We start from the raw sequence: 23932 nt of genomic DNA on the forward strand, positions 1-23932 counted from the left end.
TCCCCCACACGCGAATTGACTCCACCGTACGTTTCTGCGCTCACCATGTTCGTCCACCACCGATCGCACCTGCAACCGTCTTCCGTCACAGCCCAGCTACAGGGCCACGCCGTGACGCCCCTGCCCCGCACCCCTGAACCGGGCACTTACCCCAAAGGTCACGATCCGGTCTCACCCTCCACCCCACCCCTTGCCACCCCGGCATGTAATCGATTCCAATCCTCTCTACGCCCATCTGTGTAATCGATTCCACAAGGAGGTGGACCGGCGATGGCGAGCATCAAGGACGTCGCCGCCGAGGCCGGCGTCTCCGTCGCCACGGTGTCGCGCGTCCTGAACGACCATCCGTCCGTCAGCGCGGACGCACGCACGCGCGTGCTGGCCGCCGTCGAGACGCTGGGGTACCGCCCGAACGCCGTCGCCCGTTCCCTGCGCACCGACCAGACCCACACCCTCGGCCTGGTCATCAGCGATGTGTTGAATCCGTACTTCACCGAGCTGGCCCGCTCAGTGGAGGAGGAGGCCCGTGCGCTCGGGTACAGCGTGATCATCGGGAACGCCGACGAGCGGCCCGACCTCCAGGACCACCACGTACGGAACCTGCTGGACCGGCGTATCGACGGCCTCCTCGTCTCCCCCACCGACGGCGGCTCCCCGCTGATGCTGGACGCGGTGCGCGCGGGGACGCCGATGGTGTTCGTGGACCGGTGGATCCCGGGTGTGGACGTGCCCGTGGTGCGGGCGGATGGGCGGGCCGCCGTACGGGATCTCGTCGCGCATCTGCACGGGCTCGGGCATCGGCGGCTCGCGATCATCGCTGGCCCGGCGGCCACCACGACCGGGCGGGAACGTGTCGAGGCCTTCCGGGAGGCGCTCAGTGCCTACGGGCTCGACCTTCCCGACGCCTACATAGGCCAGGGCGACTTCCAGGCCGACAGCGGGCGCCGGGTCACCGAGGGCTTCCTCGATCTGCCCGAGCCGCCCGAGGTCGTCTTCGCGGCCGACAACCTGATGGCGCTCGGCGCGCTGGACGCCGTACGCGCGCGTGGGCTGCGTGTGCCCGACGACATCGCGCTCGCCGCGTTCGACGACATCCGGTGGTTCGTGCACACCGATCCGCCGGTCACCGCCGTCGCCCAGCCCACCGGCGAGCTGGGGCGCGCCGCCGTGCGCGCGCTGGTCGCCCGGATCGAGGGGCGGCCGGGTGAGTCCGTGACCCTGCCTGCCCGTCTCGTCGTACGTCGTTCGTGCGGCGAGGCCCCCTCAGCCGTACCGCCTCTGTCCCCCGTACGAAGGAGTACGTCGTGAGCGACCCGGACGAGTTGCTGCGTATCGAGGGCATCCGCAAGACCTTTCCCGGCGTGGTCGCGCTCGATGGCGTCGACTTCGATCTGCGCCGGGGTGAGGTGCATGTGCTGCTCGGTGAGAACGGAGCCGGCAAGAGCACGCTCATCAAGATGCTCTCCGGTGCCTACACGCCCGATGCCGGGCGGATCCTGGTGGGCGGTGAGGAGGTGCGCATCCACGGTGCGCAGGACTCCGAGCGGCTCGGGATCGCCACCATCTATCAGGAGTTCAATCTCGTTCCCGATCTGTCCGTCGCCGAGAACATTTTTCTCGGGCGGCAGCCCCGGCGGTTCGGGATGATCGACCGGAAGCGGATGGAGGCCGACGCCGAGGAGCTGCTCGCGCGCGTGGGCGTGAAGGTGTCCCCACGCGCGCGCGTGCGTGAACTCGGTATCGCCCGGCTGCAGATGGTCGAGATCGCCAAGGCGCTCAGTCTCGACGCGCGCGTACTCATCATGGACGAGCCGACCGCCGTACTCACCACCGAGGAGGTCGAGAAGCTGTTCGCCATCGTGCGGCAGCTGCGGGCGGACGGTGTCGGGGTCGTGTTCATCACGCATCACCTGGAGGAGATCGCCGCCCTCGGGGATCGCGTGACCGTCATCCGCGACGGGAAGAGCGTCGGGCAGGTGCCTGCCGCCACCGGGGAGGACGAGCTCGTACGGCTCATGGTGGGGCGGTCGATCGAGCAGCAGTACCCGCGCGAACGGGCCGATGCCGGGGGCGCGTTGCTGACCGTGGAGGGGCTCACTCGGGACGGGGTCTTCCATGACGTGAGTTTCGAGGTGCGGGCCGGTGAGGTCGTCGGGATCGCGGGGCTTGTCGGGGCGGGGCGTACGGAGGTCGTACGGGCCGTGTTCGGGGCCGATCCTTACGACAAGGGGGCCGTGAAGGTGGCGGGTGCGGCGGTGAAACGCCATGACGTCAACGCCGCCATGGCCGCGGGGATGGGGCTCGTGCCCGAGGACCGCAAGGGGCAGGGGCTCGTGCTCGACGCCTCCGTCGAGGAGAACCTCGGGCTGGTCACCTTGCGGAAGGCCACCCGCGCGGGGCTCGTCGACCTCAAGGCGCAGCGGGAAGCCGCCGCGCGGATCGCGGGGCAGCTCGGGGTGCGGATGGCCGGGCTCGGGCAGCATGTGCGGACCCTGTCCGGCGGCAACCAGCAGAAGGTCGTCATCGGCAAGTGGCTGCTCGCCGACACCAAGGTGCTGATCCTCGACGAGCCGACGCGCGGGATCGATGTCGGCGCCAAGGTCGAGATCTACCAGCTCATCAACGAACTGACGGCCGCCGGCGCCGCCGTACTGATGATCTCCAGCGATCTGCCCGAGGTGCTCGGTATGAGCGATCGGGTGCTGGTGATGGCGCAGGGGCGGATCGCGGGTGAACTTCCCGCCGACGAGGCGACCCAGGACGCCGTGATGGCGCTGGCCGTCAGCAATCCCACTACCAGCACCCCCACTACCGAAACGGAGGCCTCCCGTGGCCACTGACACGCTCAAGAGTTCCGCGGGCGCGGGTGGCGCCTCCGGGCCCGGCGGGCTGCGCCGGCTGCTGCTCGACAACGGGGCGCTCACCGCGCTCATCGTCCTCGTCGTCGCGCTGTCGGCGCTGTCCGGGGACTTCCTGACCGCCGACAACCTGCTCAACATCGGCGTCCAGGCGGCCGTCACCGCGATCCTCGCCTTCGGTGTCACGTTCGTGATCGTGTCGGCGGGCATCGATCTGTCGGTGGGGTCGGTGGCGGCGTTGTCGGCCACCGTGCTGGCGTGGAGTGCCACCAATGAGGGCGTGCCTGTGGTGGTGTCGGTGGTGCTCGCCGTTGCCACGGGTATCGCGTGCGGTCTGGTGAACGGTTTTCTGATTTCGTACGGCAAACTGCCGCCGTTCATCGCGACGCTCGCCATGCTGTCCGTGGCGCGCGGGCTGTCGCTGGTCGTCTCGCAGGGCTCGCCGATCGCTTTTCCGGACTCGGTCTCGCATCTCGGGGACACGCTGGGCGGATGGCTGCCGGTGCCCGTGCTGGTGATGGTGGTCATGGGGCTGATCACGGCGTTCGTGCTGGGACGGACGTACATCGGGCGGTCCATGTACGCGATCGGCGGCAACGAGGAGGCGGCGCGGCTGTCGGGGCTGCGGGTGAAGCGGCAGAAGCTCGCCATCTACGCGCTGTCCGGGCTGTTCGCCGCCGCGGCGGGCATCGTGCTCGCCTCCCGGCTGTCCTCCGCGCAGCCGCAGGCCGCGCAGGGCTACGAGCTGGACGCCATCGCGGCCGTCGTCATCGGCGGTGCCTCGCTCGCGGGCGGTACCGGCAAGGCGTCCGGGACGCTGATCGGGGCGCTGATCCTGGCGGTGCTGCGCAACGGCCTCAACCTTCTTTCCGTCTCCGCCTTCTGGCAGCAGGTGGTCATCGGTGTGGTGATCGCGCTGGCCGTGCTGCTCGACACCGTGCGGCGCAAGGCGGGGGCGACTCCGGTGGGTGCCGGTGGGGGTGGCAGCAAGGGCAAGCAGGCGGTGACGTACCTTCTGGCCGCCGTGGTCGCGGCGGCGGTCGTGGGGGCGACCTCGCTGCTGCACAGCGGCTCGTCGACGGCCGCGCAGCAGAAGGTGGGGTTGTCGCTGTCCACGCTCAACAACCCCTTCTTCGTGCAGATCCGGGCGGGTGCGGAGGCCGAGGCGAAGAAGCTCGGCGCCGACCTGACCGTAACCGACGCGCAGAACGACGCCTCGCAGCAGGCCAACCAGCTGCAGAACTTCACCAGCGAGGGTCTGTCGTCGATCATCGTCAACCCGGTGGACTCGGACGCGGCGGGTCCGGCGGTACGGGCCGCCAACCAGGCCGGTATTCCCGTCGTCGGCGTCGACCGGGGCGTCAACAAGGCCAAGACGGCCGCGCTGGTCGCCTCCGACAACGTCGAGGGCGGTGAGCTGGGGGCCAAGGCGCTCGCCGAGAAGCTGGGCGGCCGGGGCACGATCGTGATCCTGCAGGGCCAGGCCGGTACGTCCGCCAGCCGGGAGCGCGGGGCGGGCTTCGCCGAGGGGCTGAAGGCCTACCCGGGTATCAAGGTGGTCGCCAAGCAGCCCGCCGACTTCGACCGCACCAAGGGTCTCGACGTCATGACGAACCTCCTCCAGGCGCACCCCGACATCGACGGTGTCTTCGCGGAGAACGACGAGATGGCACTCGGCGCGATCAAGGCGCTGGGGTCGAAGGCCGGTACGTCGGTGCAGGTGGTCGGTTTCGACGGCACGCCGGACGGGCTGAAGGCGGTCGAGGACGGGACACTGTACGCGTCGGTGGCCCAGCAGCCCAGGGAACTCGGCCGGATCGCCGTGGACAACGCCCTGCGGGCCGCGGAGGGCGAGAAGGTGAGTGCGACGGTGAAGGTGCCGGTGAAGGTGGTCACGAAGGAGAACGTGGCCGGATTCGGCGGCTGACCTCCGAGGGCACCGATCACTTACCAGGTACGGGTATCAGGGGAGACCATTCATGTACGACTACGACCTCCTGGTCATCGGGTCGGCCAACGCCGACCTGGTGATCGGGGTCGAGCGGCGGCCGGGGGCCGGGGAGACGGTGCTCGGGTCCGATCTGGCCGTTCATCCGGGGGGCAAGGGCGCCAATCAGGCGGTCGCGGCCGCCCGGCTGGGGGCCCGTACGGCGCTGCTGGCCCGGGTCGGTGACGACGCGTACGGTCGGCTGCTGCTCGACTCGCAGCGGGCGGCCGGGGTGGACACGGTGGGCGTGCTGGTCGGCGGTGCGCCGACCGGCGTCGCGTTGATCACCGTGGACCCGTCCGGCGACAACAGCATCGTGGTGTCGCCGGGGGCGAACGGGAAGCTCACGCCCGAGGACGTGCGGGCGGCGGGGAGCCTTTTCCACGCTTCCCGGGTTGTCTCGACGCAGTTGGAGATTCCGCTGGAGACGGTTGTGGAAGCGGTACGGAACCTGGCGCCCGGCAGCCGGTTCGTGCTGAACCCGTCGCCGCCGCGGCCGCTTCCGCCGGAGGTGCTGGCGGCGTGCGACCCGCTGATCGTGAACGAGCACGAGGCGAAGGTGGTCCTCGGCGACGCGCTGGTCGGTGACGACCCCGCCGACTGGGCGCGGATCCTGCTGGCACGCGGGCCGCGTTCGGTGGTCGTGACGCTGGGTGCGGAGGGCGCGCTGGTGGCCTCCGCGGACGGCGTGGCCCGGGTTCCGTCCGTGAAGGTGGAGGCCATCGACACCACCGGCGCGGGCGACGCCTTCACGGCGGCGCTGGCCTGGCGGCTCGGGCAGGGCGACGCCCTCCCGGAGGCGGCGGCGTACGCGGCGCGGGTCGGGGCTGCGGCGGTGACGAAGGCGGGCGCGCAGGAGTCGTACCCGACGCCGGAAGAGGTCGACGCCCTGTGAAGAAGGCGGGGATTCTCAACCGTCATCTCGCCGGGGCGCTGGCCGAGTTGGGGCACGGGGACGGGGTGCTGGTGTGTGACGCCGGGATGCCTATTCCGGGCGGGCCGCGCGTCGTCGACCTGGCGTTCCGGGCCGGGGTGCCGTCCTTCGCCGAGGTGCTGGACGGGCTGCTGGCCGAGCTGGTCGTGGAGGGGGCGATCGCGGCGACGGAGGTACGGCGGGCCAATCCGGCGGCGGCCACGCTGCTGGACGGGCGCTTTCCCGACCTCGACCTCGTATCGCACGAGCGGCTCAAGGAGCTGTCGGGGGGCGCGCGGTTGGTCGTACGCACCGGGGAGGCGTCGCCGTACGCGAATGTGCTGCTGCGCTGCGGGGTGTTCTTCTGAGCCGCTTCCCGTCCAAGCCGCTTCCCGTCGGCTGAGCCGCTTCCCGTCGGCGCGAGTGGCCCGGTGGCGGGAGTTCCCGGATTGCTGCTGTCTGTACGAGAGAGGTGCGGACAGAAAGCGAGGGACCATGGCGCGGAAGCACGGGCGCCTCGGGACGCCCCGGGCCGCCGGGATCGCCGGGGTCGTCTTCGCGCTCCTGATGGCCGCGGCGATGATCCTGGTGCGCCTCGCCCTGCCCGGCGGGGCCGGCGGGGCCGAGGTCGCCGTCGATGCCGGGCAGCGGAGCGCCGTACGGACGGCGCTGGCGCTGCTGCCGTTCGCCGGGATCTCATTCCTGTGGTTCATGGGGGCTCTGCGCGAGCAGGCCGGTGAGGGTGAGGACCGGTTCGTGTCCACGGTGTTCATGGGCAGCGGGCTGGTCTTCGTCGCCATGCTGTTCGGCAGTGCCGCGGCGGCGGGGACCGTGCTCGACGAGAGTCAGCAGGACGCGTCGTTCGGCCGCCTCTTCGCCCACACCTTGCTGACCACGTACGGGCTGCGCATGGCGGCGGTGTTCATCTTCACCACCTCGACCATCGGCCGCCGCCTCGGCGTCTTCCCTCGCCCGCTCGTCGTCCTCGGTTACCTCGCGGGGCTGACGCTGCTCGTGGTGGGGGCGGACCTGCCCTGGTCCGAGCTGGTCTTCCCGGCCTGGGCGCTGATCGTCAGCCTCAACATCCTGCTGGGACGGCGTCCCGCCGACTCACCGCCCGCTGCCGTGGCCTGAGCCGGGCACCGGCCGCGTTCACTCCGACGGTCTCCTCCTCGTCGCCGTCTTCTCCCGGGGCACGGAGGATGGTCGTACGGGGGCCCGGTCCCGGTGGAGAGGACACATCCCTTGGTGAGGCTTGTCGTCGATCTGAATCGCTGTCAGGGGTACGCGCAGTGCGCGTTCCTCGCGCCCGAGGTGTTCGCCATGCACGGCGAGGAGGCGCTGCTGTACCACCCGCAGGCCGACGAGGCGCATCGCGAGAAACTGGCCCAGGCCGCCGCAGCCTGCCCCGTCCAGGCCATCCTCGTCGACGCGGTGGACGCACCGGCCGAGGCGGTGTCCGATGAGCGGTGACGGATCGCTGGAATGGCTCCGGCGCGAGGGCCGTATCGTCGTCGTCGGCGCCTCGCTGGCGGGTCTGCGGGCCGCGGAGACGCTGCGCGAGAAGGGCTTCGCCGGTTCCCTGACGATGATCGGCGACGAGCCCTACGAGCCGTACGACCGGCCCCCGTTGTCCAAGCAGGTCCTGCTGGGCGTGGCCACCGCCGACGGCACCGCACTGCCCAGGCGCCGGGCCCTCGACGCGACGTGGCGGCTCGGCGTGGCGGCCACCGGCCTGGACATGGCCGCCGGGCGGGTGCGACTGGCCGACGGTGACGAGGTGCCGTACGACCGGCTGCTGATCGCCACCGGCGTGCGGGCGCGGCCGTGGCCGCGCCCGGAGGAGGCGGAACTCGACGGCGTCTTCGTGCTGCGCACCCGCGACGACAGCACGGCGCTCGCGCGGCGGCTCGCCGAGGGCCCCAAGCGGGTCTTCGTCATCGGCGCCGGGTTCACCGGCTCGGAGATCGCCTCCGCCTGCCGTGAACGCGGCCTCGCCGTCACCGTCGCCGAGCGCGCCGCGGCGCCTCTGGTCGGCGCACTGGGCGGGGTGGTCGGCGCGGTCGCCGCCGAACTCCAGCGTGAGCACGGCGTGGACCTGCGGTGCGGGGTCATGGTGACCGCTCTGGAGGGCGACGCCGCGGGACGGGTGCGCGCCGCGCATCTGTCCGACGGTGCCACGATCGAGACCGACGTGGTGGTGGTCTCGCTCGGCGCCACCCGCAACACCGAGTGGCTCGCCGGGTCCGGGCTCGGGGCCGGTCCGCGCGGTATCGCCTGCGACGCCGGCTGCCGGGCCTTCGACATCCGCGGCATCGTGACGGACGACATCTACGTCGCGGGCGACGTCGCCCGCTCCCCGCACCCCTTGTTCGGCTACCAGTTCCTGTCCCTGGAGCACTGGGGCAACGCCGTCAGCCAGGCCGAGATCGCGGCGCACAACATGCTCAGTGAGAGCGCCGACCGCATCCCCCACATGTGGGTGCCGGCCTTCTGGTCCTCGCAGTTCGGCGTGAACATCAAGTCGGTCGGGGTGCCGTCGATGGGCACGGAGATCGTCGTCGCGCAGGGCTCGCTCACGGATCGCCGGTTCGTCGGCGTCTACGGCTATCAGGGCCGCGTCATCGGCGCGGTCGCCTTCGACCATGCCCGGTGGCTGCCGTTCTACCAGGAGCTGATCGAGACCACCGCGCCGTTCCCGCCGCCGTTCCCCATGGTCGACCGGCGCCCGGACGGCCAGCGGCCGATGGACGCGGACTTCCCCGACCCGTCGGTGCCCACCCACGGCCCGACGGTGACCCTCAGCGGATACTCGCCGGCCGACCGCCGGATGACGTTCACCCCCGCGCACTGACCCGCACGGCCACGAGGAACCGCCATGACGCGATCCCTGCTGCACGAGATCCTGGACTACGCCAACCGCGCCGATCCCTACCCCCTCTACGAGGAGCTGCGGAAGACGCCGGTCCACCACGTGGACGACGGGGCGTACGTCGTCAGCACCTACTACGAGATCCGCAGCCTCCTGCACGACCCGCGCATCAGCTCCGAAGCCCGCCATCTCGCCTCGACCGCCCACGATCCGCTGGCCGCGGCGGCCCAGGAGGAGGACGGCGTCCTGCCGCCGAGCTTCCTGCGGCTCGACCCGCCCGAGCACGACCGGCTGCGCCGTATGACGAACCGGCCCTTCGGCCCGCCGCACTCCCCCCACCGGGTCGACGGGATGCGCGAAGAGCTGCACGGCATCGTCTCCGACCTCATCGACGGCATCGGCGACCCGGGCCGGATCGACCTGGTGGACCAGTTCTCGTACCCGTTCCCGGTGACGGTGATCTGCCGGCTGCTCGGGGTGCCGCGTGAGGACGAGGCGCGGTTCCACTCCTGGGCGGACACCATCGCCGCGAGCCTGGACCCCGACCCGGACGCGGATCCCGCCGAGCGGGGCAAGGAGGCGCACGAGGCCCGGATGCAACTGGGCATGTACCTGGCCGGTCTGATCGAGCAGCGCCGCAAGAACCCCCGGGACGACATGCTCTCCGCGCTGGCGACGGCCGAGGGCCCGGACGGCGCCATGGCGACGATGGAACTGCTCAGCACCGCGGCGCTGCTGCTGATCGCGGGGCACGAGACCACCGTCAACCTCGTCACCAACGGCATGCTGACCCTGCTGCGCAACCCGGACGTGCTGCGGCGGCTGCGTGCGGATCCGCGGCTCGCCGTGCCCGTCGTCGAGGAGTTGCTGCGCTTCGAGCCGCCGGTGCAACTGCTGCCGCAGCGCACCCCTCTCGCCGACATCGAGGTCCGCGGCGTCACCATCCCCAAGGGCGCGTCCCTCTGGCTGGTTCTGGCCTCCGGCAACCGCGACCCCCAGCGCTTCGAGAACCCGGACCGCTTCGACCCGGACCGCCGGGACATCCAGCACCTGGGTTTCGGCAGCGGCATCCACAGCTGCTTCGGCGCACCGCTCGCCCGGCTGGAGGCCCAGCTCGCCCTGTCGGAACTCGCCCGCAGACTGGACAATCCACGCCTGCTTCAGGACCCGCCGCCGTACCGGCAGAACGCCGTGCTGCGCGGGCCACGGCATCTGCCCATCGCCTGCGACGGCATCCGTCCCTGAGCGGGGTTCAGCGGCGCAGGGCGGTCTCCCGGTGCATGTGCGACAGCTTCTCGGGGTTGCGCACGGCGTACAGCCCGGTGACGAGGCCGTCGTCGATGCGTACCGCCACGACGGTGTCGAGCTCGCCGTCGAGGTGGAAGATCAGCGCCGGGTGGCCGTTGACCTGGGCCGACCGCAGCGTCGCCGCGCCCGCGACCCGGCCCAGCCCGGCGGCCAGCAGGCGGGCCACCTTGTCGGCCCCCACGACGGGCCGCAGGACGGCCTGCTTGATTCCGCCGCCGTCACCCAGGAGGACGACGTCCGGCGCGAGGATGTCGAGCAGGCCCTGCAGATCGCCCGTGTCGACCGCCCGCTGGAACGCGTCGAGCGCGTGGCGGGTCTCGCTCGGGGAGACGACGCCACGCGGCCGGCGTGCCGCGACGTGTGCCCGCGCCCGGTGCGCGATCTGGCGGACCGCGGCCGGGCTCTTCTCGACGGCTTCGGCGATCTCGTCGTACCCGAGGTCGAACACCTCGCGCAGCACGAACACCGCCCGCTCGGTGGGCGTGAGCGTCTCCAGCACCAGCAGCATCGCCATCGAGACGCTGTCGGCCAGCTCGACGTCCTCGGCCACGTCCGGGGCGGTCAGCAGTGGCTCGGGCAGCCAGGAGCCGACGTAGGACTCCTTGCGGCGGCCGAGGGTACGGAGCCTGGTCAGTGCCTGGCGTGTGGTGATCCGGACCAGGTACGCGCGCTGGTCCCGTACCTCGCCGAGGTCGACGCCCGCCCACCGCAGCCAGGTCTCCTGCAGGACGTCCTCCGCGTCGGCGGCCGAGCCGAGCATCTCGTAGGCGACCGTGAACAGCAGGTTGCGGTGGGTGACGAACGCCTCGGTGGCGGCGTCCGTCCGTCCGCTGCCCGCGAACCGCCCGGCCGTGTCCTGTGCCGTGTGCTGTACGCGCTCGCTGCCCTCGCTGTTCACCGGCTGCTCCTGCCTTCTCGTTCTCGACGGTGGCACGTGCACAGGACGCCGGTCCCCACGGTTTTGTGACATCCACGGGCGGTGGCACAGGTCACACCGGCCGCCGCGTCACAAAGAGCGGGCCGCCGGCATCTCGTGGTCGTCCGGTGCAACACCCACGAGCCACGAGTGAGGACGAGATCATGGACGCCGCCCGATTCAACCTGTTCGAGAACGAGCTCGCCGCCAAGTTCGCCAAGCGGTTCGCCAACGCCGCCCTGGTGATCCACCAGTCGCCGCTGCCGAGGTCCACGCAGGAGCTGGTGTCACTGCGCGCCAGCCAGGTCAACGGCTGCGGCCACTGCATCGACATGCACACCAAGGAGGCCGCGGCCGCCGGTGAGAGCGCGGTCCGGCTCAACCTGGTCGCCGCCTGGCGCGAGTCCACCGTGTTCACCGAGGCCGAGCAGGCGGCGCTGGCACTCGCCGAAGAGGGCACCCGGCTCGCCGACGACCACACGGGCGTATCCGACGAGACCTGGGCCCAGGTGCGCAAGCACTACGACGACGACCAGATCGCCGCGCTGGTTTCCCTGGTCGCCCTGATCAACGCGGCCAACCGGCTCGCCGTGATCGTGCACCAGAAGGGCGGCTCCTACGAGCCCGGCATGTTCGCCGCCGCCCTCGGCTGACCGGCGGGCGGCTCCGGCCCGGCCCGGGATCACGCGATCCGGGCCGGGCCGTTCTCTCGCTCACGAGATGACGTTCCGCACGAACCTCTGCGCGGTCTCCGCCAGCACCTCCCGCCCGTCACGCGCCCACAACTCCTCGTTGAAGAGCTCCACCTCGATCGGTCCGGTGTACCCGGCCGCCTCGACGTATCCCTTCCACTCCCGCATGTCGATCGAGCCGTCCCCGATCTGACCCCGGCCGTTCAGGACACCCTCCGGCAACGGCGTCGTCCAGTCGGCGAGTTGGAAGGTGTGGATACGGCCGCCGGCGCCCGCGCGGGCGATCTGCTCCGGGGCCGTGTCGTCCCACCAGATGTGGTACGTGTCCACCGTCACGCCGACCTGGTGCGCGGGGAAGCGTTCCGCGAGGTCGAGGGCCTGGGTGAGGGTGGAGACCACACAGCGGTCGGAGGCGTACATCGGGTGCAGTGGCTCGATCGCGAGCCGTACGCCGTGCCGCTCCGCGTACGGGCCCAGTTCGGCCAGCGCGTCCGCGATGCGTTCCCGCGCGCCGTGCAGGTCCTTCGAGCCCGGCGGCAGGCCGCCCGAGACCAGGACCAGGGTGTCCGTGCCCAGCGTCGCCGCCTCGTCGACGGCGCGGCGGTTGTCGGCCAGAGCGCGGGCCCGCTCCTCCGGGTCGATCGCCGTGAAGAAGCCGCCACGGCACAACGTCGTCACCGTCAGGCCCGCGTCCCGGACCAGCTTGGCGGTCGCCTCGACACCGTACGACTGGACCGGCTCACGCCACAGGCCCACGTTGCCGATCTCCAACGCGACGCACGCCTCGACCAGTTCGGGCATGCTCAGCTGCTTCACGGTCATCTGGTTGATGCTGAAACGCTCAAGTGCGGTGCTCACTGGGCCACCCCGTACAGCGCGAGCAGGGTCTTCATCCGCTCCTCGGCCAGCTTCGGGTCGGGGAACAGGCCGAGGCCGTCGGCGAGTTCGTAGGCGCGGGCGAAGTGCGGCAGGGAGCGGGCCGACTGCAGGCCGCCGACCATGGTGAAGTGCGACTGGTGGCCGGCCAGCCAGGCCAGGAAGACCACGCCGGTCTTGTAGAAGCGGGTCGGGGCCTGGAAGAGGTGCCGGGACAACTCGACGGTGGGGTCGAGCAGCGCGCGGAACCCGTTCACGTCCCCCGTGTCCAGGACCCGTACCGCCTCCGACGCCAGCGGGCCCAGCGGGTCGAAGATGCCGAGCAGCGCATGGCTGAAGCCCTGGTCGTCGCCCGCGATCAGCTCGGGGTAGTTGAAGTCGTCGCCGGTGTAGCAGCGGACGCCGTTCGGGAGCCGCCGGCGCAGGTCGATCTCGCGCTGGGCGTCCAGCAGGGAGATCTTCACCCCGTCGACCTTGTCGGGGTGTGCGGCGATGACGTCCAGGAAGGTGTCGGTGGCCGCGTCGAGGTCCGATGAGCCCCAGTAGCCCTCCAGCGCCGGGTCGAACATCGGGCCGAGCCAGTGCAGGATCACCGGCTCGGACGCCTGGCGCAGCAGGTGGCCGTAGACCTCCAGGTAGTCCTCGGGACCGGTGGCGGCGGCCGCGAGGGCCCGGGACGCCATCAGGATCGCCTGCGCGCCGGACTCCTCGACGAGCGCGAGCTGCTCCTCGTAGGCCGCGCGGACCTCCGCGGGGGTGCCCGAGGTGATCTGGTCCGTCCCCACTCCGCAGGCGATGCTGCCACCGACCGCCTTCGCCTCCGCCGCCGACCTGCGGATCAGCTCCGCCGCGCCCGCCCAGTCCAGGCCCATGCCCCGCTGGGCGGTGTCCATCGCCTCGGCGACGCCGAGCCCGTGCGACCACAGGTGGCGGCGGAAGGCGAGCGTGGCGTCCCAGTCGATCGCGGCGGGCGAGTCGGGGCTGACGTCGGCGAACGGGTCGGCGACGACATGGGCCGCGGAGAAGACCGTACGGCAGGAGAAGCCCGCGCCGGGGGTGACGGCGAGGGGTTCGGTGCGGGGCTCGTAGGTCCGCAGGGCCCCATGGGCGTCAGGGAGTCGGATGGTCACAGCGCGATCTCCGGTACGTCGATACGGCGGCCCTCGGCCGAGGACTGCAGGCCCAGCTCGGCGAGCTGGACGCCGCGGGCGCCGGCGAGCAGGTCCCAGTGGTAGGGGGCGTCGGCGTAGACGTGCCGCAGGAACAGCTCCCACTGGGCCTTGAAGCCGTTGTCGAACTCGGTGTTGTCCGGCACCTCCTGCCACTGGTCGCGGAAGGCGTAGGTGGCCGGGATGTCGGGGTTCCAGACCGGCTTGGGAGTGGCGCTGCGGTGCTGGACACGGCAGTTGCGCAGGCCCGCGACCGCCGAGCCCTCGGTGCCGTCCACCTGGAACTCGACCAGCTCGTCCCGGTTGACGCGCACGGCCCAGGAGGAGTTGATCTGCGCGATCGCGCCGCCGTCGAGTTCGAAGATGCCGTATGCGGCGTCGTCGGCGGTGGCGTCGTAGGGCTTGCCGTTCTCGTCCCAGCGCTGCGGGATGTGGGTGGTGGCGATGGCCTGGACGGACTTCACCCGGCCGAACAGCTCGTGCAGCACGTACTCCCAGTGCGGGAACATGTCGACAACGATGCCACCGCCGTCCTCCGCGCGGTAATTCCAGGACGGGCGCTGGGCGGGCTGCCAGTCGCCCTCGAAGACCCAGTAGCCGAACTCGCCGCGCACGGACAGGATCCGGCCGAAGAAGCCGCCGTCGATGAGCCTCTTCAGCTTCAGCAGGCCGGGCAGGAAGAGCTTGTCCTGGACGACGCCGTGCTTGATGCCCTTCTCGTGGGCGAGGCGGGCCAGCTCCAGGGCGCCTTCGAGGCCCGTGGCCGTGGGCTTCTCGGTGTAGATGTGCTTGCCCGCGGCGATGGCCTTCTTGATGGCCTCCTCGCGGGCGGAGGTGACCTGGGCGTCGAAGTAGATGTCGACGGCCGGGTCGGCGAGGACCGCGTCGACGTCGGTGGAGATGTGTTCCAGGCCGTGCCGTTCGGCGAGCGCCCGCAGGGCGTACTCGCGGCGGCCGACGAGGACGGGCTCGGGCCACAGCACGGTGCCGTCGCCGAGGTCGAGGCCGCCCTGTTCACGGAGGGCCAGGATGGAGCGGACGAGGTGCTGGCGGTAGCCCATGCGCCCGGTCACGCCGTTCATGGCGATACGCACCGTCTTGCGGTTCACGTGGGTCCCTCTCGCTGTGGCTGGTGAAGTGAGCAGTAATCGGTACAGGAATCGGTACAGCAAGCAGTACAGCAAGCAGTACAGCAAGCGCTTTCTATATGGTGAGAAGCTAGCCTCTGAGCGCGGTCCAGACAAGGGTGTGACCGTCTTGAGTTGTTCGAGGGGGCGAACAACCAGGGTCGGTGGCCTTATGGTCAACGCGAGTAACGGGGAGGAACACGCGATGCGCTACCGGAGGACGACGAGATGACGGTGACCCTGGCGGACGTGGCGGCCCGCGCCCAGGTCTCGCCCGCGACGGTGTCGCGCGTGCTGAACGGGAACTACCCGGTGGCCGCATCCACCCGCGAGCGGGTGCTCAAGGCGGTCGACGAGCTGGACTACGTCCTCAACGGCCCCGCGAGCGCGCTCGCCGCGGCCACCTCCGACCTGGTCGGGATCCTGGTGAACGACATCGCCGACCCCTTCTTCGGGATCATGGCGAGCGCGATTCAGGGGGAGATCGGCGGTCCGGGCGGCCGAGCGGGCGGTGAGCGGCTGGCGGTCGTGTGCAACACCGGGGGCTCCCCCGAGCGCGAGCTGACGTACCTGACCCTGTTGCAGCGACAGCGCGCCGCGGCGGTCGTACTCACCGGTGGTGCCATGGAGGACGCCGCGCATGTGGCGGCGGTGTCGGCGAAGCTGCGCAAGCTGACCGAGGCCGGGACGCGGGTGGTGCTGTGCGGGCGGCCGCCGGCGCCGGAGACGCAGGCGGTGGCGCTGACCTTCGACAACCGGGGCGGCGGACGGCAGCTGACGGAGCACCTGATCGGTCTCGGCCACCGACGGCTCGGCTACATCGCCGGACCGGAGGAGCGTACGACCACCCGGCACCGGTTGGAGGGGCACCGGGCCGCGCTGGAGGCGGCGGGGATCCCGGAGGACCCGCGCTGGACGGTCCACGGCCGCTACGACCGCCGGTCCGGCTACGAGGCCACGCTGGAACTGCTGCGCCGCGATCCGTCCCTCACGGCCGTGGTCGCCGCGAACGACTCCGTGGCGCTGGGGGCGTGCGCCGCGCTGCGGGAGTCGGGGCGGCGGATCCCGCAGGATGTCTCGGTCGCCGGGTTCGACGACCTGCCGTTCAGCATCGACGCGGTGCCGGCACTGACGACGGTACGGCTGCCGTTGGCGGAGGCGGGGGCGCGGGCGGGGCGGATCGCGATGGGGCGGGAGGAGCCGCCGCCCGGGGGGATCGCCACGGTGCGGGGGGAGTTGATGGTGCGGGGGTCGACCGGGGTGCCGCGAGCGGAGTGACGGGGCCCGCGCGGCCTGAGGTCAGTCCCCCGCGTACTGCGCCTCCCCGTTGCCCAGAGACCAGTCGATGTCCGCGTTCTCGGTAAGGGTGACGAACACGTTTCGGGGTGCGACTCCCGCGTACTTCTCGGCGAGTTCGGCGATACGGCTGTACAGGGCCCGCTTCCTGGCCGGTTCCCGGCCCGCGCGCAAGGTGATGCGCCATAAAGGGCCCCTCTACGAACACGACCACTGTACATACTAGTAGTTACAGAACGACCTCGGCGGGATCAGCCCCGCCGCGGCCGTTTCCCCGGGCACGGGCAACCCACAACACCTCCACAGCCTCCTCCTGCACGAGAGGCGTCCGCCGCAACGGCGTCTCGGTTTCGAGGAGTTGAGGAGAGGGTTCTTGATACGCGCCCGGAGAATATGGGCCGCCGCTGTCGCGGCGGTCACGCTGGCGGGGGTGACGCCCGCCCTGGCCCAGGCCGCGCCCCGGCCGCCCGGTGCCGTCACGGCATCGGAGAACGACGGCGGTGAACTGCCGCCCGGCTGGCGGATCACCACCACGGACGAGGGGAACACCCTGGAGTGGCGCTCACCAAGGCGAGTGCCGCCGGGTGACGCGCGGGTGGAGTTCCACACGGACGACGGACTGGTCGGCGTACCGGAACAGGACGAGGACGGCCGTACCTTCCGGCTGCCACTTGAGAACGCCGGGCTCGCCGAGCTGACCGGCCTTCAGGTGCTGGCCGGCGGGCGCCGGCTGGACGGGGAGGACGTCGCGGGCGGCGCCCGGTCCCGTGCCGTGCAGCCGCCGCCCCAGCTGCCCGCGGGAGCCGTCGACCCGGGCAAGCCGGGCCGCTTCGCCACCACGACCGGCGAGTACACGCTCGACCCGATCCGACTGCCCGGCTACCGGGAGCCGATCGAGATGCGCGGTGTCGTCGTCGCCCCCAGGGGCGCCACCGGCAAGCGCCCCGTGGCCCTGTTCCTGCACGGCCGGCACGCCACCTGCTACGTCCCCGGCCAGGGCGAGGAGGCCGTCACCATCGACTGGCCCTGTGCCGCAGGAGCCAAGCCGATCCCCAGCCACCGCGGCTACCTGCGGGACCAGAAGCTGCTGGCCTCCCAGGGCTATGTCACGGTCTCCATCTCCGCCAACGGCATCAACGGCCAGGACGCCGGCATCGAGGACGCGGGCGCCCAGGGCCGTTCCTCGCTGGTGCGCGCCCACCTGGCCCGCTGGGCCGACTGGGCCGCCGCCCCGGCCGGCGCCCCCGCGGCCGTACGCAACGCGCCCAAGGCCGACCTGTCCCGCGTGCTGCTCGTGGGTCACTCGCGCGGTGGTGAGGGCGTCTCCCGCGCCGCCATGGACAGCCTCTACCCGCCGCCGGCCGACCAGGACGGGCAGCCGGGGCGGGCCCGCTGGACGATCCGCGGCACCGTCCTCATCGGGCCCACCGTCTTCGGCCAGAACCCGGTGCCCGACGTGCCGTCGCTGACGATCCTGCCGGGCTGCGACGGCGACGTCTCCGACCTCCAGGGCCAGATGTACGTCGACGGCACCCGGGGCGTGAGCCGGGGCAGGGCCCTGCACAGCGCGGTCTACATGATCGGCGCCAACCACAACTTCTTCAACAGCGAGTGGACGCCCGGCGAGGCCGAGGCGCCCGCGAGCGACGACTTCTGGGAGGACACCGAGGACCCCGAGGGCCGCGACCCGGTCTGCTCCACGGGCACCGCCACCCGTCTCACCGCCCAGCAGCAGCACCGCGCCGGCGCGACCTACATCGCCGCCGCCGCACGGCTGTTCGTCGCCGGTGACGACCGGGTGCGCCAGCTGATCGACGGCACCGGCCGCCGCGCTCCCTCCGCCGACCCCGCCCGTGTCCTGACGCACGCGGTGGGCGCGGCCCGGGGCGCCGGGTTCCTGCCCGACGGCCCGGTGAAGGTGACCGGCGGGCGGCTGTGCTCCGCTGTCGACCCCGACGCGCGCACCGCCTGTCTGGACCCGAACACGACCGGTGTGTCACCGCACTTCGCGCACTGGTGGCCGGAACGCGAGCAGGGTCGCCGCGCGGTCGCGCTCAAGTGGTCCGCGCCGGGTGCCGTGACCCGCGTACGGCCCGGGAAGCCCGTCTCCCTCAAGGGCGCGCAGAGCCTGGCGGTGCGTGTGTTCGTGCCGCCGAACAGCAGGGGCACCCGCCTCGACGTCACCGTCACCGACGCGACCGGCAAGCGCGCCAGGCTCGGTCAGGTGCGCGTCGACGGCCTGCCGGGCAGCGAGCGCACCGCCTCCTACTGGGCGCAGGAACGCCGCGTCCCGCTCACCGCGGCACGCAACGCCGGCCTCGACCTGTCCCGTGTCAACGCCCTCGAACTGACGCCGCGTTCCCGTTCGGGCCAGGCCTGGCTCATGGACGCCCACGCCTGGCGCGCAGGCACCCCGGTCGTACGGCCGGCCGCCCTCACCCGGGTCGACATCGGCCGTACGACGGTCGACGAGGGCGACTCGGGCGAGCGCACCTACCAGGTGCCCGTTCGTGTCACCGGCCCGGGCACCGGCACGATCCGCATGTACGTCACCAACCCGGCCACCCAGGCGCTGGAGCACCGCCTCGTGACCCTGCGCCCCGGACAGCCGGGCACCACCAAGGTGACCGTGAAGGTGAAGGGCAACAAGCGCTTCTCCTGGGGGCTCTCGCACGACGTGCTGGTGAAGGCGGTGCGCGGCACGGTCATCGGTTCGTACGGCGGTGGCGTCACCGTCGTCGAGGACGACCCGATGCCGAAGGTCGACGTGACGCCGGTCGCCGACGACGTCACCGAGGGGCAGCCGCTGCGCTGGAAGGTTTCGCTGTCCGCGCCCGCGGACGTGGAGTTGGGGGCGACGCTGCTGGCGCGGCCGACCGACGGGCGTCCGGAGCTGTCCACCAAGGACGTCGACCCCGAGTGGCTCCGCGACTGGACCGGCGAGGTGCCCGACACGGAGACCCCGCTGTCCCGGCTGGACTACTTCGGCTACTACGTACCGGTCCCGGCCGGTGAGCTGAGCGCGGAGGCGGCCGTGCCGACGATCCGCGACCAGGTCGCCGAGCCCGCCGAGCAGCTGGTCCTGCAGCAAACCGGCGACGACGGCATGCCGGAGGGCCCGACACTGACCGGCACGGTACGCGACGCCTCGTAGCGGCACCGCGCGCCCAGGAATCCGGCCGGGACGGCTCCCCGGCCGGATTTCTGCCGAGCTGTGCGCGTCCGAGGACCGCGCAGTAGGACGGGCATGGACGAGGGAGCGGCGTCGGCCTAGGCTCGACCCAGGGAAACCTCTGACTGAGTCAATCATCCCAGAGCTTCGGGGCCGATCATGACCGTCCAGGACATCCGCTCCTTCAACCGCTTCTACACCAACCTCATCGGCGCCCTCGACTACGGCCGCCACCTGTACGCCCCGTACACCCTCACCGAGTCCCGCGTCCTGTACGAGCTCGCGCACTCCCCCCGTACGGACGCCGCCGACCTGCGTACCGAACTGCACCTGGACGCCGGCTATCTGAGCCGGATCCTGAACAAGTTCGAGCAGGACGGGCTGATCGAGCGGGCGCCCTCGGAGCGGGATCCGCGCCGCCGCCGGATCACCCTCACCGCACGCGGCCGGGAGGCCGCCGACCTGCTCGACGAGCGGGCGCGCGAGACGGTCGGGGCGCTGCTGGCCCCCGTACCGCCCGAGGAGCGGGGGCGGCTCGCCGAGGCGCTGCGGACGGTACGGGCGATCCTGGGCGCCGACCGGGCCCCGCACCCCGAGGCCGTGGTGCTGCGCGAGCCCGGCCCCGGCGACCTGGGCTGGATCGTGCAGCGCAATGCCGCGCTGTACGCCGCCGAGTACGGCTGGAACACCGCCTACGAGGGCCTGGTCGCCCGGATCGTCGCGGACTTCGCCGAGGACCATGATCCGCACCTGGAGCGGGTGTGGATCGCCGAACTGGACGGGCGGCCGGTGGGATGTGTGATGTGCGTACGGGACGAGGCGCCGGCCACGGCTCGGCTGCGGCTGCTCCTGGTCGAACCGGACACGCGAGGTCTCGGCATCGGCGACCGGCTGGTGCGGTCGGTCATCGACTTCGCCCGCGGGGTCGGCTACCGCGACCTGGTGCTCTGGACGAACGACGTGCTCATCGCCGCCCGCCGCGTCTACCAGCGGCACGGTTTCGTCCTGGTCGCCGAGAAGCCGCACCGCTCGTTCGGCAAGGACCTGGTCGGCCAGGACTGGCGCCTGGACCTACGAGGGACACCGGAGTGACGGGAAGGGCCCGTGTGCAGCAAGCTGGGTGCATGAAGCTGGCCTTCTCCACTCTCGGTGTCCCCGGCCTCCCCCTGCCGGACGTCCTCCGACTCGCGACCGAGCACGGCTACCACGGCGTGGAGCTGCGCGCACACCCCGAGGAGCCGGTGCACCCCGGCATCGGGGCCGCCGAACGGGCGGAAGCCGCCGCCAAGTTCAAGGAGTCCGGCGTCGAGCTGCTCGGTGTCGCCGGGTACGCGCGCGTGGCGGCGCCGGGCGACGACGAGCCCGTGCTCGCCGAGCTGCGCGCCCTGCTCGACCTGGCCCGCGACCTGGGGGCACCGTACGTCCGGGTCTTCCCCGGCGGTACGGCGGAGCAGAGCCCTGAGGAGGCCGACGCGACCGCCGCCCGCCGCCTGGGCACGGCCGCCGAGTACGCCGGCGACGCGGGCGTACGCATCCTCCTCGAAACCCACGACTCGCACCGCACCGGCGCCGACGCGATCCGGATCCTGGGCCTGGTCGGCCACCGCCAGGTCGGCGCGCTGTGGGACGTGATGCACACCTGGCTGGGCGGCGAGCAGCCCCAGGAGACGTACGCGGCCCTCTCCCCGTACCTCGGCTATGTCCAGGTCAAGGACATCGCCTCCGCCGACGACACGACCCCGCTGCCGCTGGGCGCCGGTGTCCTCCCGCTCGCCGAGACCGTGGAGCTGCTCTCCCGGCACGGCTGGGACGGCTGGCTGTGCTGGGAGTACGAGAAGCGCTGGTACGAGGCCGCGGCGCCGCTTCCCGGCCTGCTGGGCGCGGGCCGCGATCACCTGGCGCGGCTGCTCAACGACTCGGCCTGACAGGCAGGCTGCCGCGCAGCTTGCCGAACGCCTCGTGGAAGCCGGGGAAGGTCTTCCGTACGCAGCCCGAGTCGTCGTACGAGATCCCCGGCGCCCGCAGGCCGGTGACCGCGAAGGACATCACGATGCGGTGGTCGCCGTACGTCTTGATGTCGGTGGCCACGGGCGGGCCCGGCTGGATCTCGATCCAGTCGGGGCCGGTGGAGACCTCCACGCCCAGCCGCCGCAGATTCTCGGCGCACGCCTCCAGGCGGTCGCACTCCTTCACGCGCGTGTTGGCCACGTCCTCGATGCGGACCGGCCCGGAGGCGAAGGGGGCGATCGCGGCAAGGGTCGGCATGGTGTCGGAGATGTCCCGCATGTCGACGGTGAGGCCGTGCAGGCGGCCGGTGCCCCGGACGGTGATGCGGTCGGCGGCGACGTCCACCTCCGCGCCCATCCGGCGCAGTACGTCGACGAAGGCCAGGTCGCCCTGAAGAGCCCCCTTCCCCAGTCCGGGGACCGTCACCTCACCGCCGGTCAGCGCGGCGGCGGCGAAGAAGTAGCTGGCGGTGGAGGCGTCCGGTTCGATCGCGTACGTCGTGGCCCGGTAGCCGCCGGGCGGGACGACGAAGACGGTGCCCTCGCGGCGTACCTCAGCGCCGAACGCCCGCATCATCGCGATCGTGATCTCGACGTAGGGGACGGACACCAGGTCGGTGACCCGGATCCGCAGCCCGCGCCGGGTCAGCGGGCCGAGCAGCAGCAGCGCGGTGAGGTACTGCGAGGACTGGCCCGCGTCCAGGGTCACCTCACCGCCCTCCACCCCCGCTGCCCGGACCGTCAGCGGATGGTGGCCCTCGGCCTGCTCGTGGCGCACGTCGACGCCGAGGTCGCGCAGGGCGCGGGTGAGCGGGAGGAGGGGCCGGCGGCGCATCTGGGCGGAGGCGTCGAAACGGTAGGTGCCGTGGCCGGTGGCGGCCAGCGTGGGCAGGAAGCGGGCCGTGGTCGCGCCGTCGCGGCAGTAGACGTCGGCTTCGGTGACCGCGGGGCCCTGGGGGCGGCCGTCGACCTGCCAGCTGTCGGGGGTGCGGCCGACTCGGTAGCCGAGCCGGGTGAGGCCCTCCGCGAACCCCTCGGTGTCGTCCGAGCGCAGGGGCCGTACAAGGGTGGTGACGCCGTCGGCGGCGGCCGCGAGGAAGAGGGCGCGGGCGGTGAGCGACTTGGAACCGGGGATGTCGACTACGGGCATGCCCTCATGATCGGCCGACGTCCATGCGGCATGCCGGGTCGTCCAGGGGATGGACGGCCAAAGGTCGCCTGGGTGTAACCGGGGTGAAGGCTCTGCGTATCCCGCCGACCGAGCATCACGCAGTGGGCCCAGACCAGGGGATTCTGGAGGCGGACGACTATCGCTGGGTCGAGGCCGAATCATGACATGGGCAACGCTGGGAGCAGCAGCGGGACAAAGAACTCTCCGAGTACAAGGGCAGCATCGTCCTGGATCCGGCCCGGGTGGTACTCCACGCCATTCGACCAGCCAAACCATGCGACGGCGTCTTCCGGCACAGGGCCTTCGAATGCCACCTCCACTTCGCTCGCGGAAACGCCGGGCCCGCGAAATCCGACGACAGGGCGATTCAGTATTTCAACTTCCTGCCAGGGTCGCTCGATCCATCGAATTAGCATGTGGTGCTCGGCACGGGTGAAGTCGTTGGCGCCGTTGTGGAACCCACCGAGCGTGATCAGCAAGAGCGGGGAGCGCAGCTGTGCGTGCAGTTCACCGACCGCGCCGCCGGCGACCTGGGCACCGCCGCTGTAGCTGAGCAGCACCACGGGGACACCGCTGTCGGGCTCATAGCCAGCGAGCCGGAGCTGCGTGGCGATCTGGCGACCGACGGCCCGGTTGTACAGGCGGCGGTACCGGTGGTCGGCGGCGACGAAGATCTGCATGACATTGTGCAGGAACAGCAGCAGCCCGACGCGGCGGCGCAGCCACGCCCACACCGGCCGCTCGGCAAGCGGGTCGGCCAGTGGCGAGTAGGGCTGCACCTGACCCAGCACCCGCAGCTCCGGCGCTCCGGCGAGCAAGGCCTTGACCAGCTGGCCGCCGTCCCGGCTGTCGCGGACCCGGCGCTTGCCGATGCCGTCGAGGTAGACCAGGTAGGCAGCCGGGGGACTGTCGGGGGCCGCGCCCCGGGCGTAGGGCACGCCCTTCGGGAGCTCGGTGGCGGGGGCCCGCCAGCCGGCGCCGTAGGCCAGCACCTCGTAGCGGGCCAGTAGAGCTTCGGCGAGCAGAGCCGGTCCGATCGTGAAGACCCAGAGCAGGAAACCGTTCATGCGATCGGCTCCCGCGCCTCTCGCGTCTTCCGCACCTCGGCCGCGCTGATCCGCACGACCAGACGCCGAACGGCCTCTACCGCGACACCGAGCCCGGTGCCGGCGACAGCCACGCAACCGGCGGAGCTCCACCAGCCCAGCCCGGTCGCCGTGGCGAGCGGGCCGGCCAGACCGGCCCCGACCCCTGCAAAGAGCACCAGGTGGAGGAGGGGGCCGAGCCAGGGGAACGCGAGGACGGCGGCGAGCACGAGCGGGGCGACCAGGTCTGGGGTCCACACCAAGCCGTCGCCCGGTGGTGGAGGGGACAGCACGAGCTCGGACAGGGTCCACGCGGTCAGCGGCCACAGCGCGAACACGGCACCCTCGACGAGGCCCCCGGCCAGCAGCAGCACGGCCACCAGGGTCCTCGGCATGCCAGGGCGGCGGACCACCAGAGGCAGGATCCGGCCGGCGGCCTCCGACACCCCGGCGAGCAGCAGTAGCACAGCGACGAGTGACATCG

Annotated in this window: 21 protein-coding genes and 1 pseudogene; 14 read left to right on the top strand and 8 right to left on the bottom strand. The window is 71.8% G+C overall.

The features are described 5' to 3' along the window. Nucleotides 1-270: 270 nt before the first annotated feature. From SSP24_RS37360 to SSP24_RS37400, 9 genes are all read left to right on the top strand, one after another. Complete coding sequence (locus tag SSP24_RS37360; protein ID WP_141314852.1) at nucleotides 271-1308, top strand: LacI family DNA-binding transcriptional regulator; 1038 nt, start codon at nucleotides 271-273, stop codon at nucleotides 1306-1308. Further along, complete coding sequence (locus SSP24_RS37365) at nucleotides 1305-2840, top strand: sugar ABC transporter ATP-binding protein (RefSeq protein WP_141314853.1); 1536 nt, start codon at nucleotides 1305-1307, stop codon at nucleotides 2838-2840. The genes SSP24_RS37360 and SSP24_RS37365 overlap by 4 nt, the downstream gene beginning before the upstream one ends. Further along, nucleotides 2830-4785: an ABC transporter permease/substrate-binding protein gene (locus SSP24_RS37370; RefSeq protein ID WP_141314854.1), complete on the top strand. Its 1956-nt coding sequence runs from the start codon at nucleotides 2830-2832 to the stop codon at nucleotides 4783-4785. Before SSP24_RS37365 ends, SSP24_RS37370 begins: the two co-directional genes overlap by 11 nt. A 52-nt stretch (nucleotides 4786-4837) precedes the next feature. Further along, nucleotides 4838-5740: a ribokinase gene (locus tag SSP24_RS37375; protein ID WP_141314855.1), complete on the top strand. Its 903-nt coding sequence runs from the start codon at nucleotides 4838-4840 to the stop codon at nucleotides 5738-5740. After that, on the top strand, nucleotides 5737-6126 hold the full coding sequence (gene rbsD / locus SSP24_RS37380; RefSeq protein ID WP_141314857.1) for a D-ribose pyranase: 390 nt from the start codon (nucleotides 5737-5739) through the stop codon (nucleotides 6124-6126). The genes SSP24_RS37375 and rbsD overlap by 4 nt, the downstream gene beginning before the upstream one ends. Nucleotides 6127-6253: 127 nt before the next feature. Further along, entirely contained in the window at nucleotides 6254-6892 is a 639-nt protein-coding gene (locus tag SSP24_RS37385) for a hypothetical protein (protein ID WP_141314859.1), read from the top strand. Nucleotides 6893-7006: 114 nt separating this feature from the next. Then, nucleotides 7007-7231: a ferredoxin gene (locus tag SSP24_RS37390; RefSeq protein WP_141314861.1), complete on the top strand. Its 225-nt coding sequence runs from the start codon at nucleotides 7007-7009 to the stop codon at nucleotides 7229-7231. After that, nucleotides 7221-8612 (top strand): NAD(P)/FAD-dependent oxidoreductase, encoded by a 1392-nt coding sequence (locus tag SSP24_RS37395; RefSeq protein WP_141314863.1) that lies wholly within the window; start codon nucleotides 7221-7223, stop codon nucleotides 8610-8612. Before SSP24_RS37390 ends, SSP24_RS37395 begins: the two co-directional genes overlap by 11 nt. A gap of 24 nt (nucleotides 8613-8636) precedes the next feature. Next, entirely contained in the window at nucleotides 8637-9875 is a 1239-nt protein-coding gene (locus SSP24_RS37400) for a cytochrome P450 (protein WP_141314865.1), read from the top strand. A 7-nt stretch (nucleotides 9876-9882) separates the two neighbouring features. On the opposite strand, the gene SSP24_RS37405 is transcribed toward SSP24_RS37400, so the two are convergent. Beyond that, on the bottom strand, nucleotides 9883-10878 hold the full coding sequence (locus SSP24_RS37405; protein WP_373306812.1) for an RNA polymerase sigma-70 factor: 996 nt from the start codon (nucleotides 10876-10878) through the stop codon (nucleotides 9883-9885). 140 nt (nucleotides 10879-11018) lie between these two features. Between SSP24_RS37405 and SSP24_RS37410 the strand changes: the two genes are divergently transcribed. Beyond that, nucleotides 11019-11507 (top strand): carboxymuconolactone decarboxylase family protein, encoded by a 489-nt coding sequence (locus tag SSP24_RS37410; protein WP_141314869.1) that lies wholly within the window; start codon nucleotides 11019-11021, stop codon nucleotides 11505-11507. Nucleotides 11508-11567: 60 nt separating this feature from the next. Here SSP24_RS37410 and SSP24_RS37415 read toward each other — a convergent pair whose 3' ends face one another. Genes SSP24_RS37415 through SSP24_RS37425 form a run of 3 tightly spaced genes read right to left on the bottom strand, consistent with a single transcriptional unit; the run spans nucleotide 11568 to nucleotide 14700 of the window. Next, complete coding sequence (locus SSP24_RS37415) at nucleotides 11568-12368, bottom strand: sugar phosphate isomerase/epimerase family protein (RefSeq protein WP_141314895.1); 801 nt, start codon at nucleotides 12366-12368, stop codon at nucleotides 11568-11570. A 32-nt stretch (nucleotides 12369-12400) separates the two neighbouring features. Further along, complete coding sequence (locus tag SSP24_RS37420; protein ID WP_141314871.1) at nucleotides 12401-13552, bottom strand: dihydrodipicolinate synthase family protein; 1152 nt, start codon at nucleotides 13550-13552, stop codon at nucleotides 12401-12403. Next, nucleotides 13549-14700 carry a Gfo/Idh/MocA family protein gene (locus SSP24_RS37425; protein WP_141314873.1) on the bottom strand — a complete coding sequence of 384 codons (1152 nt, stop codon included), beginning with the start codon at nucleotides 14698-14700 and terminating at the stop codon, nucleotides 13549-13551. Before SSP24_RS37425 ends, SSP24_RS37420 begins: the two co-directional genes overlap by 4 nt. A 246-nt stretch (nucleotides 14701-14946) precedes the next feature. On the opposite strand from SSP24_RS37425, the gene SSP24_RS37430 reads away from it, so the two are divergent. After that, complete coding sequence (locus SSP24_RS37430; RefSeq protein WP_141314875.1) at nucleotides 14947-15996, top strand: LacI family DNA-binding transcriptional regulator; 1050 nt, start codon at nucleotides 14947-14949, stop codon at nucleotides 15994-15996. Nucleotides 15997-16017: 21 nt separating this feature from the next. On the opposite strand, the pseudogene SSP24_RS37435 reads toward SSP24_RS37430, so the two are convergent. Continuing rightward, nucleotides 16018-16194: pseudogene (locus tag SSP24_RS37435) on the bottom strand (tautomerase family protein); the annotation flags it as partial. A gap of 193 nt (nucleotides 16195-16387) precedes the next feature. On the opposite strand from SSP24_RS37435, the gene SSP24_RS37440 reads away from it, so the two are divergent. The 3 genes from SSP24_RS37440 (at nucleotide 16388) to SSP24_RS37450 (ending at nucleotide 21111) form a co-directional block, all read left to right on the top strand. After that, entirely contained in the window at nucleotides 16388-19168 is a 2781-nt protein-coding gene (locus SSP24_RS37440; protein WP_141314879.1) for an alpha/beta hydrolase family protein, read from the top strand. A 177-nt stretch (nucleotides 19169-19345) separates the two neighbouring features. After that, nucleotides 19346-20278 (top strand): bifunctional helix-turn-helix transcriptional regulator/GNAT family N-acetyltransferase, encoded by a 933-nt coding sequence (locus tag SSP24_RS37445; protein WP_141314881.1) that lies wholly within the window; start codon nucleotides 19346-19348, stop codon nucleotides 20276-20278. Nucleotides 20279-20310: 32 nt separating this feature from the next. Continuing rightward, on the top strand, nucleotides 20311-21111 hold the full coding sequence (locus SSP24_RS37450; RefSeq protein WP_141314883.1) for a sugar phosphate isomerase/epimerase family protein: 801 nt from the start codon (nucleotides 20311-20313) through the stop codon (nucleotides 21109-21111). Here the strand turns inward: SSP24_RS37450 and aroA are convergent. The 3 genes from aroA to SSP24_RS37465 form a co-directional block, all read right to left on the bottom strand. Then, a complete protein-coding gene (gene aroA, locus SSP24_RS37455; protein WP_141314885.1) occupies nucleotides 21095-22342 on the bottom strand; it encodes a 3-phosphoshikimate 1-carboxyvinyltransferase in 1248 nt (415 codons plus the stop codon). The genes SSP24_RS37450 and aroA overlap by 17 nt on opposite strands. 179 nt (nucleotides 22343-22521) lie before the next feature. Next, entirely contained in the window at nucleotides 22522-23430 is a 909-nt protein-coding gene (locus tag SSP24_RS37460) for a hypothetical protein (protein ID WP_229866345.1), read from the bottom strand. Next, complete coding sequence (locus SSP24_RS37465) at nucleotides 23427-23930, bottom strand: hypothetical protein (RefSeq protein WP_141314887.1); 504 nt, start codon at nucleotides 23928-23930, stop codon at nucleotides 23427-23429. Before SSP24_RS37465 ends, SSP24_RS37460 begins: the two co-directional genes overlap by 4 nt. Between the last annotated feature and the right edge of the window lie 2 nt (nucleotides 23931-23932).

The sequence above is a fragment of the Streptomyces spinoverrucosus genome (assembly GCF_006539505.1).
In the GTDB taxonomy this organism is placed as follows: Bacteria; Actinomycetota; Actinomycetes; order Streptomycetales; family Streptomycetaceae; genus Streptomyces; species Streptomyces spinoverrucosus.

Coding starts and splice junctions, on each gene's coding strand:
- aroA (WP_141314885.1), bottom strand. CDS start 22,342: ATGCCCGTAGTCGACATCCCCGGTTCCAAGTCGCTCACCGCCCGCGCC.
- SSP24_RS37410 (WP_141314869.1), top strand. CDS start 11,019: ATGGACGCCGCCCGATTCAACCTGTTCGAGAACGAGCTCGCCGCCAAG.
- SSP24_RS37415 (WP_141314895.1), bottom strand. CDS start 12,368: ATGACCGTGAAGCAGCTGAGCATGCCCGAACTGGTCGAGGCGTGCGTC.
- SSP24_RS37445 (WP_141314881.1), top strand. CDS start 19,346: ATGACCGTCCAGGACATCCGCTCCTTCAACCGCTTCTACACCAACCTC.
- SSP24_RS37400 (WP_141314865.1), top strand. CDS start 8,637: ATGACGCGATCCCTGCTGCACGAGATCCTGGACTACGCCAACCGCGCC.
- SSP24_RS37450 (WP_141314883.1), top strand. CDS start 20,311: ATGAAGCTGGCCTTCTCCACTCTCGGTGTCCCCGGCCTCCCCCTGCCG.
- SSP24_RS37430 (WP_141314875.1), top strand. CDS start 14,947: ATGACGGTGACCCTGGCGGACGTGGCGGCCCGCGCCCAGGTCTCGCCC.
- SSP24_RS37395 (WP_141314863.1), top strand. CDS start 7,221: ATGAGCGGTGACGGATCGCTGGAATGGCTCCGGCGCGAGGGCCGTATC.
- SSP24_RS37465 (WP_141314887.1), bottom strand. CDS start 23,930: ATGTCACTCGTCGCTGTGCTACTGCTGCTCGCCGGGGTGTCGGAGGCC.
- SSP24_RS37360 (WP_141314852.1), top strand. CDS start 271: ATGGCGAGCATCAAGGACGTCGCCGCCGAGGCCGGCGTCTCCGTCGCC.
- SSP24_RS37375 (WP_141314855.1), top strand. CDS start 4,838: ATGTACGACTACGACCTCCTGGTCATCGGGTCGGCCAACGCCGACCTG.
- SSP24_RS37460 (WP_229866345.1), bottom strand. CDS start 23,430: ATGAACGGTTTCCTGCTCTGGGTCTTCACGATCGGACCGGCTCTGCTC.
- SSP24_RS37385 (WP_141314859.1), top strand. CDS start 6,254: ATGGCGCGGAAGCACGGGCGCCTCGGGACGCCCCGGGCCGCCGGGATC.